We start from the raw sequence: 15,617 nt of genomic DNA on the forward strand, positions 1-15,617 counted from the left end.
GTCTCGATCGTCACACGCGGGGACCCCAACGGGCCACGGGGACGCCCCCGACATCCCGGCCGCTCGGATCTCAGGGTGGGGTCAGGGTCGGGTCCTGAGGCCACCCGGCCGGTCGGGGCAGCAGGATCGAGGCATGACCGAGGAAGCTGCCCCGCCGCCCCGTCCCGGGGCGGCCTGGCCGGACGGGCCGCCACCGGCGGATCCGACGCCCACCACGCCTGCCAGCTGGACCGCACCGACCGCCTTCGGGCCGGCGACACCCGCCGGGCCGGGAGCGCCGGGTGCGACCGGCTCCCCCGCGACACCGGGTGCCGCCGCGACCGGAACCCCGGCGGAACCGGGCACTCCCGGCGCCGCCGACCCGAGGGCGTCCGCGCCGGGCGGCTGGCCGCCGCCGACCGCCGGGGGCGGCCCGGCCTGGTCGCCGCCGGCCGGGGAGTCCTCCGGGCCCCACGGCCCGGGGCCGGGCGGCCCGCCACCACCACCCCCCGGGGGGTACGCGGCGCCGCCCCCCCCGCCCGAGGGTGCCGGCTTCACCTCCCGGTACGGGCTGGTCCGGCCCCGCGAGGGCCGCTACCTGGCCGGCGTCTGCGCGGCGATCGGCCGGGCCACCAACACCGACCCGGTGCTGTGGCGGGTGCTGCTGGCCGTGCTCGGCTTCTTCGGCGGCATCGGCATCCTGGTGTACGTCACGGCCTGGCTGATCATCCCGGGCGAGGGCGACACCGCCTCCCCGGTCGAGTCCATGCTGGGCCGGGGCCGGTCCAGCATGTCCCCGCTCACCGTGATCGTGCTGAGCATCCTGGTGGCGGTGAGCTTCGGGTACATCGTCACCGACGCGTTCCGGGCGGTGCTGCTGGGCGCGGCCATCCTGGTCGGCGGCGCGCTGCTGCTCAACCGCGAGCGCGGGACGTTCGGCCGGGGCGGCCCCGGTCCGGTGCCCGGCGCGCCGGCCGCCACCCCGCCCGGCCCGGTGCCGCCGGTCGCGTGGCCCGCGCCCGGCCTCTTCACCCCGCCCGCCGGCCCCGGGCTGCCGCCGGTCGGTCCTTCGGTCCCCGGTCAGCCCTCCTGGGCGCCGTTCGCCGGGCAGCGGTCCGGGACGTCGGCGCCCGAGCAGCCCGCCGCCGCGTGGACGGCCGCCCCGGTCGGGCCGGCCGTCGGGCTCCCCGCCTGGCCGCCGGCGGACACGTCGACCGGCGCCCTCCCCCCGGTCGGCTTCCCCGCGACCGGATACCCGCCGGTCGCCGCGCCCCAGCCACCGGCCGGCTACCGACCGCCGTTCGCCCCGCACGGCCCGTACGCCAGGGGCCCGCAGCCGGCTCCCCCACCGCCCCGCCCGGCCAAGCCCCCGAAGCCGCCCCGGGAACGCTCCCCGCTGGGTGCCGTGACCTTCTCGCTGGTCTTCCTGGCGCTCGGGGTGGTCGCCGTGCTCGACCTGCTGGACGTTGTCCACGTGGGCGCGGCGGCGTACTTCGCGGCGGCCCTGGCGACGATCGGGCTCGGCCTGCTCGTCGGCGCCTGGTTCGGCCGCGCCCGCTGGCTGATCGCCCTCGGGCTGGTCACCGCGGCGGCGCTCGGCATCGCGACCGTCGCCGAGTCCTACGACCGGATCCGGGGCATCGACGGGAACGTCACCTGGGCCCCCACCGACCGTCGTGACCTGGCCGACCGGTACGAGAACAACTTCGGCGACGCCGTGCTCGACCTGCGCGGGATCGACTTCGACAAGCAGGACACCCAGATCACCGTCGACATCAAATTCGGGACGGCGACCGTGGTGGTGCCGGCGAACGTAGACGTCACGACGATCGCCGAGGTCAACGCCGGGGACGCCAAGGTCTTCGGCAAACGCTCCGGAGGGCTGGACGGCCGGCTCCGGGAGAGCACCGACCTCGGCGCGGACGGCGCCGGGGGCGGGAAGCTGCGCCTGTACGTCCACATCAACGCCGGCAACCTGGAGGTGACCCGGTGAAGGCCCATCGCACCGATGTCGTGTCGCTGGGCTTCGGCCTGGTCTTCGTCGCCCTGGCCGGGTGGTGGCTGCTCGCCCAGCTGCTCGGCCTGGACCTCCCGCCGGTCGGCTGGTTCCTGGCCGGCGGGCTGATCCTGATCGGCGCGCTGGGCCTGGTCGGCGCGCTTCGTTCCGGCCGGGGCGACCGGCGCGACACCGAACGGCCGGCACCGGCGGACACCGTGGACGCCGGCATCGGCGACCGGACCGGCTCCGAACGGCCGTTCCCCGAGGCCGAGGCGCCCTCGGCCGACGAGTGGCACACCTCGGCGGTCACCGACGAATGGCGGGGCGCAATCGAGGACCGGCCGGTCAGCGACGGCGGGCCGGCCCGCTGGACGCCGGCGGATCCGCTGGACGCCGACCCCGCCGGCGGGCCACCGCCCGGCCCTGCCGTCGAGCGGGTCACCGAGCCGCTGCCCCGGTCGACGACCGATCCGACCGTCGTGGGGCCGACGTCCGACCCGGCCGCGCCGGCCGACCCGTCCGACCCGGACGCGCCGCGCCGCGGGTCGCAGCGGGCGGACGGCTGACCACGGCGGTGCGGTCGCCCGCGCCGGGCGCATATGCTGGCCGGTGGAGAGCTTCGCCTCCGCCGGCCGGCACGGGCCGCGCCCGTGGGCGCTTCGGCAGGTCGCCGGCCCGTTCTGCGGCCGACCCGACCGGGTCGCCGTGGCGGTCCCGCCGCGATTCCGTCTCTACCCCGTCAGGAGCCCGTCCGACATGACCCAGTCCCCCGCCGTGCGAACCTCCGGCCAGCCCGGTCCGGTCCGCATCGGCGAGCGCGCCGCCCGTACCCTCGTCACCGAGCTCGCCCGGCGCAACGACCCGAAGGCCGCCCTGCTGGTCGGCGCGGCCCCGGATTCCGCGGTGCTGGCCGCGGCGATCGACGCCCTGTTGCCCGGCGACTCCCTCACCGTGGTGCCGTCCGCGACGGCCACGCCCGCCGCGCTGCACGAGCACGTGACGGCCCAGGGCCGTTGGGTCGCCGACCGGGTTCGGGTGGTTGACTCCCTCGCCGAGGCCGACGCCGCCGAGGTGGTGATCGCCGCCGAGCCGCTCACCGGCACCGCCGAGGAGGCCCGCACGACCATCGACGGCCTGACCAAATACCTCGCCGACGGCGCGGTGCTCAGCCTCGCCGCGCCCGCGGCCCCGGGGCGCACCGCCGGCGCCGCCGCCGAGATCGAGCGGCAGGGCGCGCTGCACGGCGTCGGGGTGGACCTGGTGCTGCGCAACAACCCGCCGGTACGGGTGCACCGGCTCCGCTTCACCCCGGCCAGCGCGGCCGTCGCGGCCCGACTCGCCCCGGCCCACCGGCCGTCCAGCGTCCCGGTGACCCGGAGCATGCACATCGACTCCAACGGCGTGGCTGCCGCCGGGATCGCCCTCGGGCTCGCCGCGCTGACCCGGGCCGTCCGGCCGAAGTCGAAGCTGTGGCTACTGCCGGCGTTGGCCGCCGTCCCCGTGGCCGCGTTCTTCCGGGACCCGGAGCGGGACGTCCCCGAGGACCCGTCGGCCGTCGTGGCGGCCGCCGACGGGCAGGTGCTCTCGGTTCAGCGGCTGCACGACGAGCGCTTCGGCGACGGCGAGTGGCTGCGGGTCGCGGTCTTCCTCTCGGTGCTGGACGTGCACGTCAACCGGTCCCCGGTGGCCGGCAAGGTGGTCGACTACTTCGTCGCCGACGGCGGCTTCGTCAACGCGATGAAGCCGGACGCCGAGCACAACGTGGCGGCGTACACGGTGCTGGACACCGAGCACGGCACGGTGGTCGTCGCGCAGCGCACCGGGCTGATCGCCCGGCGGATCGTGCAGCGCGCACCGATCGGGTCGCTGCTGGCCAGGGGCGAGCGGTTCGGCCTGATCCGGTTCGGCTCGCGGACCGACGTCTACCTGCCGGCCGACGCGGCCGACCCGCTCGTCGGGCCGGGCGACAAGGTCATCGGCGGGTCCACGGTCATCGCCCGCTGGCGCTGATCCGGAAGACGACGAAAGGGGCGCCGCTTGTCCGCGGCGCCCCTTTCGCGTGGATCGGTCGGTCAGGCGGTGCGGCGCTGGTGCAGCCAGAGCAGCGGGCCGCTGACCAGGTAGCCCATCACGACCAGGGCGAAGGTCAGCCGGACGTCGACGAGCCCGCCGATCACCGGGGCCAGCCAGAGCCACGGCGGCAGCTTGACCAGCCGGGCCAGCTTCGCGTAGGGGAAGCTGGAGACCATCGCGACGGCCAACAGCGCGACCCCCGCGATCTGCACCAGGCCGGGCAGCGGTAGCCCGATGGCGACGGTCAGGGCGAGCACGGCCGCGGCCATCGTGGTCGGCACGCCGCAGAAGAAACGGCCGTCCTTCGGCGAGACGTTGAACCGGGCGAGCCGGATCGCCGCGCAGGCGGCGACGAGCGCTGCGGCCACCGCGGCGGCGGCGGGCGGGGCCTCGCCGGCCAGCGAGGCGTAGACCACGACCGGGGCGGCGAGGCCGAACGAACACATGTCGGCCAGCGAGTCCATCTGGGCGCCGAACGGACTGGCCACCCCGAACTTGCGGGCGAGCGCGCCGTCGAGCCCGTCGAACACGACGCAGGCGATGAGGAGGAGCGCGGCGATGCGCACCTCACCCTGCATGGCCAGGAAGATGGCGTTGATCCCGAGCACCAGGCTGGCCAGGGTGCAGGCGTTGACCAGCGCGAACTTGGCCCGGCGGGCCGCCGTCCGGTCGCCCGGCAGCAGCGGGATCGACATCGACGAGTCATCGTCGACGGGGGTGCTGGGGGCGAGGGCCGGGCTCACCGGCGCGATCGCCTGGACCTCGGTGCGCTCGTACCGGTCGAGGCCGTACCGGCGGCGCTGCCGGTCGAGGTAGCGGTGCTCGGGAGATGCCAGGTCGGTGCCTGCGGCGGCGACGCCGTCGCGGCGACCCACCCGGACCAGCAGCACTTGGCGGGCGAACGTGCTGCTGCGGCGCAACGGGCCCGCCCAGCGACGCCCTGCGGGGCGCGGACTGTCAGTAGTACGACGCCGGCGCCATGGGGCTCTCGGCACGTTTCCTCCATCACCGGATCGACTGGCCGCCACGGGGGCGGGCGTCCGGCTGTCTCGTGCCGGACCGCTTCTGGCCCGGCAGCCGTTCAAGCGGAGTACACCATTGCACAGGGGAGTGGGGCTTGGCGATAGCTGCCGGCGGTACTTGCACCTCGGTCAAACCGCGCGAAACGCCTTGTTATTCCTGTCTCGGGCTTCATCGCCCGTTCCTCCATCAACCCTCTTCACAGACTACCGGAGCCATTCGATGTCGGCTGAGCGGGCGGGCGCTATACGGCGTGATGTCCGGTTGCCAGGCCCGCGACCTCGGTCATGGGCAGCCCTTCGAGCCGGTCGGGCGGGAACCAGGCCGCCGCGGCCGTCGATCCCCCGGCCAGCTCGGTGACCCGCGCCTCGGTCGGATTCTCGACCTGCACCCGGTAGACCACCCGCACCCCGTGCCAGTCCAGCGGCCGACCCTCCGGCCCCAGCGCGGCGGGATTGTGCAGGTTGTGGACCATCAGCAGCTCCACCACCCGGCCGAGCTGGCCGGCCTCCTCGACCAACTCGCGGAGCAGCCCGCCGGCCGGCTGCTCGCCGTGGTCCGTGCCGCCGCCCGGCAGGTGCCACCAGCCGGCGCCCGGGTAACCGTCCGCAATCATGGTGAGCAGCACCCGGCCGGCCGGGTCGGTGACCAGGCCGTACGCCGCGAAGCGCTGGTGCCGGTCGGCCGCCGGCGGGGGGTACGGCGCGGTGCCGGGTGCGGGCCGCCGCAGCGGGGTGACCGGCAGGCCGAGCGCCTCGGCGGTGAACGGCATCAGCGGCAGCCCGGCCGCTTCCTCGATGCTCGACCAGCGCACCAGGTCGGTGGTGCCGTCGGCCTCGTCCCGGAGCGCACCGCCGCTCACCCGCACGGCGAAGACGATCCGGTCGGTGTGCAACTCGACGCCCGCGCCGGGTAGCGGTGTGACGTCCGCGACAGCGGCGAGCAGGCCGGTCACCTCGACGGCGAGTCCGGTCTCCTCGGCGAACTCCCGCAGCGCGCCGGCTTCGGGGTGTTCCCCGTGCTCCAGGCCGCCCCCGGGGAGCTGCCACACCCCCGGGAAGTCGGCCCGGTCGGACCCCCGCACGAGCAGCACCCGCCCGGCCCGGTCCCGACAGACCCCGTACGCCCCGACCCGCCGCCGCTGCTCCATGCACCCTCCCCGTCCGCCCCGGACCGCGTACCCGGTCGATCATGAAGCTATCGCCTGCCGTGACGGCGTGTCGCGGCGACAACCCGACGAGCGACCGGGGCCCGCGCGGGCGGGCGGGCGGGACGGTCAGGTGAGCCGGGCGGCCTGGACGGCCTCGGCCGTGACCTCGGTGAGCCGGTCGGTGGGCAGGGCGCCGAGTTCCTCGCGGGCGAACCAGCGGGCCTCGCAGGTGGAGCCGCCGACGTCGGTCACGATGGGCGGGGCGGGCTGGTCGACCGCCACCCGGTAGAAGGCGCGCACGCCGTGCCAGTCGATCGGGTAGCCCTCGGGGCCGAGCGAGGCGGCGTCGCGGTGGCTGGCCACGCCGAGCAGCTCGACGAGGCGGCCCCGCTGGCCGGTCTCCTCGACAAGTTCCCGGATCAGCGCCGCGCCCGGCTGCTCGCCGTAGTCGGTGCCGCCGCCGGGCAGGTGCCAGCAGCCGGCGCCCGGGTACCCGTCGGAGACCCGGGTGAGCAGTACCCGGCCCTCGGGGTCGGTCGCCACCGCGTACGCGGCGAAGCGCTGGGCCCGGTGCAGCCCGTCCGGGCCCGGGACCGCGTAGAAGGAGGGGAACTCCGGCGGCTCGTCGGGCACCACGTCGGCCGAGGAGGCGGGCAGGCCGAGGGCGCGTGCGGTGAACGCGCGCAGCGGCAGCTCGCGGGCCTCGGTGCGGGTGAACCAGCGGGCCAGGTCGGTGGGCCGGTCGACCCGGTCGGCCAGCGTGCCGCCCCGCACCGAGACCTGGTAGATGAGCCGGTCGGTGTGGATGGTGATGCCCCGCTCGGGCAGGGCCCGCATGTCGGCGAGCACGTCGTCCAGCCCGGCGACGGCGACCGAGAGCCCGGTCTCGGCGGCGGTCTCCCGGACGACGGTGTGGTTCGGGTCCTCTCCGTGGTCGACCGCCCCGCCGGGGAGGGACCACGTTCCGGGGGTGCCGGAGCGCTCCGATGCGCGGACCAGCAACACTCGGCCGACTGAATCAGCACAAACTGCGTATGCCGCGATCCTGCGGAGCGGCTCCAGCATGGTGGTCACGGGGGGGAATTCTCCTCGGCCGGCGTTACCTGGATCGAAAAGAGTCAGATTCCTGACTGATGACTGGATCATCAGGGGCCGGTCAGGGTAACGATCCGGGCCGTCACCGAGGTCGTCGCGCCGCCCGGCGCGGAACCTGGGGACATGACCTCGACACCGCCGCACCAGGCCCCGTACAAGCAGCTCCGCCGCCCCACCACCGACCGGATGGTGGCCGGGGTGGCCAGCGGCGTCGGCCGCTACTTCGCCGTCGACCCCACCCTCGTCCGGGTGGCGTTCGCCGTCGCGACCGTGCTCACCGGCGGGCTCGCCGCGCTGGCGTACCCGATCATGTGGTTCCTGATGCCGGAGGAGCCGGCCGGCGCACCGGCCTGGCCGCACCCGGCGGGCCCCGCGACGCCCGGCCCGTCGCCCACCCCGGGGTACGGCCCGCAGCCGACCTGGCCGCCGGCCCCGGCGACCGCGCCCGGGGCGGGCGGGGCGCCGGACGGGCCGGTACCGCCGACGGCCGGCTGAGCCGGCGTCACTCCCACTCGATGGTGCCCGGCGGCTTGCTGGTGACGTCCAGGACCACCCGGTTCACCTCGGCCACCTCGTTGGTGATCCGGGTGGAGATCCTGGCGACCACCTCGTAGGGCAGCCGGGACCAGTCGGCGGTCATCGCGTCCTCGCTGGAGACCGGGCGCAGCACCACGGGATGCCCGTAGCTGCGCCCGTCGCCCTGCACGCCGACGCTGCGCACGTCGGCCAGCAGCACCACCGGGAACTGCCAGACGCCCCGGTCCAGGCCGGCCGCGGTCAACTCCTCGCGGGCGATCAGGTCGGCCTGGCGCAGCAGTTCGAGCCGCTCCCGGTCGACCGCGCCGATGATCCGGATGGCCAGGCCGGGGCCCGGGAACGGGTGCCGCCAGACCATCGCCTCGGGCAGGCCCAGCGCCAGGCCGAGCGCCCGGACCTCGTCCTTGAACAGCGTGCGCAACGGCTCGACCAGGGCGAACTTCAGGTCCTCCGGGAGGCCGCCGACGTTGTGGTGGCTCTTGATGTTGGCGGTGCCGGTGCCGCCGCCGGACTCCACCACGTCCGGGTAGAGGGTGCCCTGGACCAGGAACTCGACGTCGCCGTGCGAGGCGATCTCCCGGGCGGCGGCCTCGAAGACCCGGATGAACTCCCGGCCGATGATCTTCCGCTTCTGCTCCGGGTCGATCACCCCGGCCAGCGCGCCGAGGAACCGGTCCTGCGCGTCGACCACCTTGAGTTTGATGCCGGTGGCGGCGACGTAGTCCTTCTCCACCTGCTCGGCCTCGCCGGCCCGCAGCAGGCCGTGGTCGACGAAGACGCAGGTGAGCTGGTCGCCGACGGCCCTGTGCACCAGCGCGGCGGCGACCGCCGAGTCCACCCCGCCGGACAGGCCGCAGATGACCTCCTTGTCGCCCACCTGGGCGCGGATCCGGGCGACCTGCTCGTCGATGATGTTCGCGGGCGTCCAGGTGGGCTCGATGCCGGCGATGTCGTACAGGAACCGGGTGAGCATCTCCTGGCCGTGCGCGGTGTGCCCGACCTCCGGGTGGAACTGCACCCCGGCCCGGCGGCCGGCCAGGTCCTCGAACGCGGCGACCGGCGCGCCGGCCGACTCGGCGGTGACCGTGAAGCCGGTCGGGGCCTCGGTGACGCAGTCGCCGTGGCTCATCCACACCGGCAGGTCGGCCGGCAGGTCGCGGAGCAACACACCGGGTTCGAGGAGGCGGGGGCGCAGCGGGGTGCCGCCGTACTCCCGGTTACCGGTGCGCGCCACCGTGCCGCCGAGCGCCTGGGCCATCGCCTGGAAGCCGTAGCAGATGCCGAACACCGGGACGCCGGCGTTGAACATCCCGGCGTCGATCTGCGGGGCGTCGGGGGCGTAGACGCTGGCCGGGCCGCCGGACAGGATGATCGCGGCCGGATTCTTCGCCAGCATCTCGGCCACCGGCATCGAGTGCGGCACGATCTCGGAATAGACCCGCGCCTCCCGCACCCGGCGCGCGATGAGCTGGGCGTACTGGGCTCCGAAGTCCACCACGAGGACGGGACGAGGCGTGCTCATGTGCAGGAAGCCTACCGACAGTCACACCCGCTCCGGTGCGCGGGCGGCCCTTCCCGCGCGGATGTTCCGGCGAGCGGGGAGCCATTACCTGCCGGAGCCGTCGAGAGGGCGTCCTTCCGCTCACGCCCGCAGGGCGCCGGGGGCGTCCGCCGGGACGGCCGGGTGGGCCGGCGGCACCGGGTCGAGACGCCGGTACGGCTCCCCGAGCGGCGGGCGCGGATCGGCCTCGCCCTTGTTGGGCCAGAGGGACATCGCCCGTTCCGCCTGGGCGGTGATGGTCAGCGACGGGTTCACCCCGAGGTTCGCCGAGACGGCCGCGCCGTCCACCACGTGCAGCCCGGGATGGCCGTGCACCCGGTGGTACGGGTCGATGACCCCGTCGGCCGGGGTGACGCCGATCACCGCACCGCCGAGGATGTGCGCGGTCATCGGGATGTTGAACGGCTCGGTGAGCGCCCCGCCGGGCGTGCCGCCGATCTCCTCGGCGAGCAGCCGGGCGGCGGCGTTGCCGGCCGGGATCCAGGTCGGGCTGGGCTCGCCGTGGCCCGCGACGGCGGCCAGCCGCCGGCCGAACAGGCCGCGCCGCCAGCGGGTGGTCAGCGAGTTGTCGGCGGACTGCATGACCAGCGCGATGACGGTCCGCTCCGACCAGTTGCGGACGGTGAGCATCCGGGCGGCGGTCCCGGGCTGGCGCAGCAGGGTGGCCACCCAGCGCCGGACCCGGTGCGGGCCGCCGTCGACCAGCAGCGACTGGAGCAGCCCCATCGCGTTCGAGCCGCGCCCGTAGCGGACCGGCTCGATGTGGGTCTGCGGGTCGGGGTGGAACGAGCTGGTGATCGCCACCCCCTCGGTGAAGTCCAGCCCCTCGGCGCGGGCCCGCCCGGGGGGCACCGACGCGCCGAGGATCGCCTCGGAGTTCGTCCGGGTCAGCTCGCCGAGGCGGGGCGACAGGGCGGGCAGCGCCCCGGTGGCCTTCATCTCGTGCAACAGCCGCTGGGTGCCGAGCGCCCCGGCGGCGAGGACCACCTGGTCGGCGTGGAACACCTGGCGACGCCGGCGCAGCCAGGCCCCGGTGCGGACGGTCTCCACCCGGTAGCCGCCGCCGTCGGCCGGGCGGACGGCGGTGACCGTGGTCAGCGGGTGCACCCGCGCGCCGAGCCGTTCGGCCAGCCACAGGTAGTTCTTGACCAGGGTGTTCTTCGCCCCGCGCCGGCAGCCGGTCATGCACGCCCCGCAGTGCGTGCAGCCGGTGCGCTCCGGGCCGGCCCCGCCGAAGTACGGGTCGGCGACCCGCTCCCCCGGCCGGCCGATGTGCACCCCGACGGGCGTGGAGTGGTAGGTGTGGCCGACGCCCATCCGGTCGGCCACCGCCCGCATCGCCCGGTCCGCCCGGGTGTGCACCGGGTACGTGGTGACGCCGAGCATCCGCTTCGCCTGGTCGTAGTGGCGGGCCAACTCGGCACGCCAGTCCGTGACGTCGCGCCACTGCGGGTCGGCGTAGAACGCGTCGAGCGGCTCGTAGAGGGTGTTCGCGTAGACCAGCGAGCCGCCGCCCACCCCGGCCCCGGACAGCACCAGCACCCCGCCGCCGGCCCCGCGGCCGGCGGACCGGAGCAGGGTGATCCGTTGCAGCCCGTAGCAGCCGAGGCGCGGGGCCCAGAGGAACCGGCGCAGCCGCCACGAGGTCTCCGGGAACTCGTCGTCGGCGAAGCGCCGCCCGGCCTCCAGCACGCCGACCGAGTAGCCCTTCTCGGCCAGCCGGAGCGCGGTGACACTGCCGCCGAAGCCGGACCCGATGACGAGCACGTCGTACCGCATGGACGCATCATTACCGACGGGTAGCTATCGCGCCAGCGCCCGTTTTCGCGGCATCATGCACCCCGCCGCCGGCGATCCGTCGCTCAGCGGCCGCAACCCGGCGACTCGGTCGGAGCGTTGTACGGACGGGGGTGTGACATGGCCGGACAGGCGGGAACCGGACGCCGGCGGTGGCGGGTGGTGCTGGGGGTCCTCGCGGCCCTGGTCCTGGTGGCGGGCGGCGCGACGGTGGCCGACCGGCTGGTCGCCGACCGGCAGCCCGAGCGCGGGGCGGGTCGGGTCACCGCCGCGCCCACGCCGTCGGAGGCCGCGCCGAGCCCCACCCCGCCGCCGGGGGCCGACGTGACCGGGCCGCTGAACCTGCTCATGGTCGGCGTGGACACCCGGGTCAGCGTGCCCGGCTGGGAGCCGCACGGCGACGCCGTGCTGGTGGCGCACGTGACGAAGGAACTGGACCGGGCGTACGTCTTCTCGCTCCCCCGCGACCTGCTGGTCGACATCCCCGCCTTCCCGAAGGCCGGGTACAAGGGCGGAAAGACCAAGCTCACCCACGCGATGAGCTACGGCAGCCGGGTGCCCGGCAAGCCGAAGGAGCCGAGCGCCGCCCAGGGGTACGAGCTGCTGCGCAGCACCGTCAGCGGGTACACCGGGCTGCGCCTCGACGCCGGGGCGGTGGTCACCTTCCAGGGCTTCGAGAAGCTGGTGAACGCCGTCGGCGGCATCGACGTCTACATCGACCAGCGCACCGTCTCGCTGCACCGGCAGCCCAACGGCCGGCACCGCGACCCGGCGCCGGGCGGCGGCGGCTACGTCGGCCCGCAGATGGTCTACGAGAAGGGCGAACGGCACCTGAACGGCTGGCAGGCGCTGGACTACTCCCGGCAGCGCTACGGCCTGGACGGCGGGGACTACGCCCGGCAGCGCCACCAGCAGCAGCTCATCCGGGCGCTGGTGACGAAGATCCAGGGCGAGGGCCTGGCCCGGCAGCCGGACCGGGTCGAGCAGGTGATCGGCGCGCTCGGCGACACCCTGATCTACGCGGGCGGGCCGAGGATCGTCGACCTCGCGTACGCCCTCGGCGGGCTGCCCGCCGACCGCCTCGTCCTGGTCAGCCTGCCCGGCGAGGGGGTCGGCAAGGGCAGCGCCTACCGCGGCGAGCAGCTCAAGCCGGTCGGCCGGAAGTTCCTCACCGAGCTGAAGGCGGGCCGCGCCGAGCAGTACCTGGCCGCCCACCCCGAGCTGGTGGTGAAGAAGTGACCGGCTCCGGGGCGGCCGGTCCACCGGGCCGCCGCGCGGACGGGACGGGTCAGCGGGTCGCCCCCGGCTTCGCCGGCCGCTCGGTGCCGTAGAGCCACGCGTCGAAGAGCGCGTCGAGCTGCTTGCCGGAGACCTGCTCGGCGAGGGCGACGAACTCCGCGGTGGTGGCGTTGCCGTCGCGCTTGTCCGCCGCCCAGGTCTTCAGCAGCGCGAAGAACGCCCGGTCGCCGACGGCGACGCGCAGCGCGTGCACGGTCATCCCCCCGCGCTGGTACACCGACTCGCTGAACAGGTTCGCCGCCCCCGGCTTCCCCGGCGGGGTCCGCCAGACCTGACCGGACGCGCCGAGGTACGCCGCGTCGAACGACTGCTGCACGGTCCGCCCGCCGCGGTGCTCCTCCCACAGCCACTCCGCGTACGTGGCCAGCCCCTCGTTGAGCCAGATGTCCTGCCACCCGGCCAGCGCCACGCTGTTGCCGAACCACTGGTGGGCCAGCTCGTGCGCGACCACCCCGGTGTTCTCGCCCCGGCGGAAGAAGGTGGCCGCGTAGACCGGCCGGCTCTGCGTCTCCAGCGCGTACCCGATGCCCGGCTCCGAGACGACCACCCCGCCGTACGCGCCGAACGGGTACGGCCCGAAGACGCTCTCCAGGTAGTCGGCCACCTCGACGGTGCGGGCGATCGACGCGTCCGCGGCCCCCTTCGGCAGCTTGGTGGTGACCGCGCTGAACACCGGCCGGCCCTTGTGCTCGGCGCGGGTCACCCGGAACTCGCCGATCGCCAAGGTGCTCAGGTAGCTGGCCATGGGCGAGCGCTCTGCCCACTTCCAGGTGGTCCAGCCGGCCCGGGTGGTCTTCCCCAGCGGCACCCCGTTGCTGACCGCGGTCAGCCCCTCCGGCACGGTGATCTCGAAGTCGTACGCGGCCTTGTCCAAGGGGTGGTCGTTGACCGGGTACCAGGTGCTGGCCGACTCGGGCTGGCCGAGGGCCACCGCGCCGTCGGAGGTGGCCCGGAACCCGCCCTCGCCGAGGGCCTCGTTGCGCAGCAGCTTCGGCTCGCCGTCGTAGCCGATCTCGGCGGTGAAGCCGTTGCCGGAGGTCAGCCCGGCGGCGGGGGTGACCACCAGCTCGTCGCCGGTGCGGGCGTGCCGGGCGGGGACGCCGTCCACGGTCACCTTCCGCACGGTCAGCCCGGCGAGGTCCAGGTTGAACGAGGACAGGTCGGCGGTGGCCGTGGCCTGCACGACGGTGGTGCCGGTCAGCCGGTCCTTCGCCGGGTCGTAACGGACCCGCACGGTGTACCGGGTCACGTCGTACCCGGCGTTGCCGTACCGGGGGAAGTAGTCGTCGCCGGCCCCGGCCGCGCCGGGCCTGAACTGCCGGGCCGACGTCATCGACGCGGTGGCCTCCGGCGCGGAGGGCTCGGTCGGCGTCGAGGAGCAGGCGGGCAGCCCCAGCGCAACGGCCAGCAGCAGCCCGGTGCCGGGGCGCAGGCCCCGCAGGGTCAGCGTCATCACGTCGTCCCTCCCGGCGGAGGTCCCCGGACCGCCGGACCCCGGCCGGCCGCTCCGCCCGCGGCAGCCTACCGATCGCCGGCCACGGTGCGATCACGCCGGGTGGGATCAGGGCAGGGGGGTGGGATCAGGGCAGGGCGGGAGGGGTGCCGCCGACGAGCCAGGCGGCGAAGAACGCGCCGAGCCGCTTGCCGGAGACCCGCTCGGCGAGGGCGACGAACTCCGCGGTGGTGGCGTTGCCGCCGCGCCGCTCGGCGGTCCAGGTGCGCAGGATCCGGAAGAACACCTCGTCGCCGACGGTACGCCGCAGCGCGTGCACCGCGAGCGCGCCCCGCTGGTAGACGGCGGCGCCGAACAGGTCCGCCCGGCCCGGGTCCACCGACGGCCGCGACCAGTCGGTCGCGGCGTGCCGCAGTTCGAAGGTGCGCTGCGCGGTCCGGCCGCCGCCGTGCTCCGTCCAGAGCCACTCGGCGTACGTCGCGAAGCCCTCGTTGAGCCAGATGTCGCCCCACCGGTCCAGCGAGACGCTGTCGCCGAACCACTGGTGGGCCAGCTCGTGTGCGACCACCTCGGTGTTCGGGCCGCCGGCGAGGAAGAACCCCGGCCCGTAGACCGGGCGGGACTGGGTCTCCAGCGCGTACGAGATCCGCCCGTCGGCGAGCGCGATCCCGCCGTACGAGTCGAACGGGTACGGCCCGAAGCGGTCGGCCAGGAAGTCCGCGATCTCCCCGGTGCGGGCGATCGAGGCGGCGGCCGGCCCGTCCGCCGGCAGATCCGCCGCGACGGCGGTGACCATCGGCTTGCCGGCGTGGGTGCTCGTGGTCACCCGGTAGTCGCCGATCACCAGCGTGCACAGGTAGCTGGCCATCGGCGCCCGCTCGGCCCAGCGCCAGGTGGTCCAGCCGCCGCTGCTGCTCCGCCCCACCGGCACCCCGTTGCTCAGCGCGGCGAGCCCGTCCGGCACGGTCACCTCGACGTCGTAGGTGGCCTTGTCGGACGGGTGGTCGTTGACCGGGAACCAGGTGGCCGCCGAATCGGGCTGGCCGAGGGCCACCGCGCCGTCCGGGGTGGCCAGGAAGCCGCCGACGCCCAGCTCGCTCTCGACCGGCGCAGGCACCCCGGCGTACTCCACGTCGACGGCGAACCGGGCGCCCCTCGCCAGGCCGCGCGCCGGGGTGACCACCAGCTCGCGCCCGTCCCGGGCGTGCCGGGCGGGAGTCCCGTCGACGCGGACCGCGGTGACGGTCAGGCCGGCGAGGTCCAGGTTGAACCGGGACAGGACGGTGTCCGCCGTGGCGGTGACCGTGGCGTGGCCGGTGAGCCGGTCGTCGGCAGGGTCGTAGCGGACCCGCAGCCGGTACGCGGCCACGTCGTAGCCGCCGTTGCCGTGGCCGGGAACGTACGGGTCGCCGACGTCGACCGGGCCGGGGCGGGGGCGGTCGGGGTCCGGGGGCGCCCCGGTGCAGCCGGCGAGGGCTGCCACGGCGAGGCAACCGGCCAACAGTCCCCGGCCCGGCCACCTCCCCGTTCCGGACACCCCACCTCGCCCTACTCTCGACAACCCCACCGAACCACCCCACCCCACCGCTCCCCCGCCCCGCGCCCATTCACGGAAAGAGTGGCCATCCCGGCCGGAATGACCACTCTTCCCGTG

Annotated in this window: 11 protein-coding genes and 1 pseudogene; 5 read left to right on the forward strand and 7 right to left on the reverse strand. The window is 75.3% G+C overall.

Features of this window, described 5'->3' with window-relative positions:
- Positions 1–133: 133 nt before the first annotated feature.
- The 3 genes and pseudogenes from ABT023_RS04970 (at position 134) to ABT023_RS04980 (ending at position 3,988) form a co-directional block, all read left to right on the forward strand.
- A complete protein-coding gene (locus tag ABT023_RS04970) occupies positions 134–1,972 on the forward strand; it encodes a PspC domain-containing protein (protein ID WP_350881809.1) in 1,839 nt (612 codons plus the stop codon).
- A pseudogene (locus ABT023_RS04975) lies at positions 1,969–2,151 on the forward strand (hypothetical protein); the annotation flags it as partial. The gene ABT023_RS04970 and the pseudogene ABT023_RS04975, both read left to right, overlap by 4 nt.
- Positions 2,152–2,734: 583 nt before the next feature.
- Positions 2,735–3,988 (forward strand): phosphatidylserine decarboxylase, encoded by a 1,254-nt coding sequence (locus ABT023_RS04980; protein ID WP_350881811.1) that lies wholly within the window; start codon positions 2,735–2,737, stop codon positions 3,986–3,988.
- A 62-nt stretch (positions 3,989–4,050) separates the two neighbouring features.
- Here ABT023_RS04980 and ABT023_RS04985 read toward each other — a convergent pair whose 3' ends face one another.
- The 3 genes from ABT023_RS04985 to ABT023_RS04995 all read right to left on the reverse strand — a co-directional run bounded on the left by ABT023_RS04985 (position 4,051) and on the right by ABT023_RS04995 (position 7,295).
- Entirely contained in the window at positions 4,051–4,971 is a 921-nt protein-coding gene (locus ABT023_RS04985; RefSeq protein WP_350881813.1) for a CDP-alcohol phosphatidyltransferase family protein, read from the reverse strand.
- A 344-nt stretch (positions 4,972–5,315) separates the two neighbouring features.
- Positions 5,316–6,221, reverse strand: a complete 906-nt coding sequence (locus ABT023_RS04990; protein ID WP_350881815.1) for an NUDIX hydrolase — start codon at positions 6,219–6,221, stop codon at positions 5,316–5,318.
- A 126-nt stretch (positions 6,222–6,347) separates the two neighbouring features.
- A complete protein-coding gene (locus ABT023_RS04995) occupies positions 6,348–7,295 on the reverse strand; it encodes an NUDIX domain-containing protein (protein ID WP_350881817.1) in 948 nt (315 codons plus the stop codon).
- A gap of 144 nt (positions 7,296–7,439) precedes the next feature.
- On the opposite strand from ABT023_RS04995, the gene ABT023_RS05000 reads away from it, so the two are divergent.
- On the forward strand, positions 7,440–7,811 hold the full coding sequence (locus ABT023_RS05000) for a PspC domain-containing protein (protein ID WP_350881819.1): 372 nt from the start codon (positions 7,440–7,442) through the stop codon (positions 7,809–7,811).
- A gap of 7 nt (positions 7,812–7,818) precedes the next feature.
- Here the strand turns inward: ABT023_RS05000 and guaA are convergent, their stop codons facing one another.
- Positions 7,819–9,375 (reverse strand): glutamine-hydrolyzing GMP synthase, encoded by a 1,557-nt coding sequence (gene guaA, locus ABT023_RS05005; protein WP_350881821.1) that lies wholly within the window; start codon positions 9,373–9,375, stop codon positions 7,819–7,821.
- A 120-nt stretch (positions 9,376–9,495) separates the two neighbouring features.
- Positions 9,496–11,193 carry an FAD-dependent oxidoreductase gene (locus ABT023_RS05010; protein ID WP_350881823.1) on the reverse strand — a complete coding sequence of 566 codons (1,698 nt, stop codon included), beginning with the start codon at positions 11,191–11,193 and terminating at the stop codon, positions 9,496–9,498.
- Positions 11,194–11,331: 138 nt separating this feature from the next.
- On the opposite strand from ABT023_RS05010, the gene ABT023_RS05015 reads away from it, so the two are divergent.
- Complete coding sequence (locus ABT023_RS05015; RefSeq protein ID WP_350881825.1) at positions 11,332–12,450, forward strand: LCP family protein; 1,119 nt, start codon at positions 11,332–11,334, stop codon at positions 12,448–12,450.
- 49 nt (positions 12,451–12,499) lie between these two features.
- Here ABT023_RS05015 and ABT023_RS05020 read toward each other — a convergent pair whose 3' ends face one another.
- Both ABT023_RS05020 and ABT023_RS05025 read right to left on the reverse strand, forming a co-directional pair.
- Positions 12,500–13,963 carry a M1 family metallopeptidase gene (locus ABT023_RS05020; protein ID WP_502890593.1) on the reverse strand — a complete coding sequence of 488 codons (1,464 nt, stop codon included), beginning with the start codon at positions 13,961–13,963 and terminating at the stop codon, positions 12,500–12,502.
- Between the two features lie 127 nt (positions 13,964–14,090).
- Positions 14,091–15,446 (reverse strand): M1 family metallopeptidase, encoded by a 1,356-nt coding sequence (locus ABT023_RS05025; protein WP_350881827.1) that lies wholly within the window; start codon positions 15,444–15,446, stop codon positions 14,091–14,093.
- Between the last annotated feature and the right edge of the window lie 171 nt (positions 15,447–15,617).

Origin of the sequence: Micromonospora sp. NPDC002296, from assembly GCF_040296145.1 — a bacterium.
Lineage (GTDB): Bacteria > Actinomycetota > Actinomycetes > Mycobacteriales > Micromonosporaceae > Micromonospora.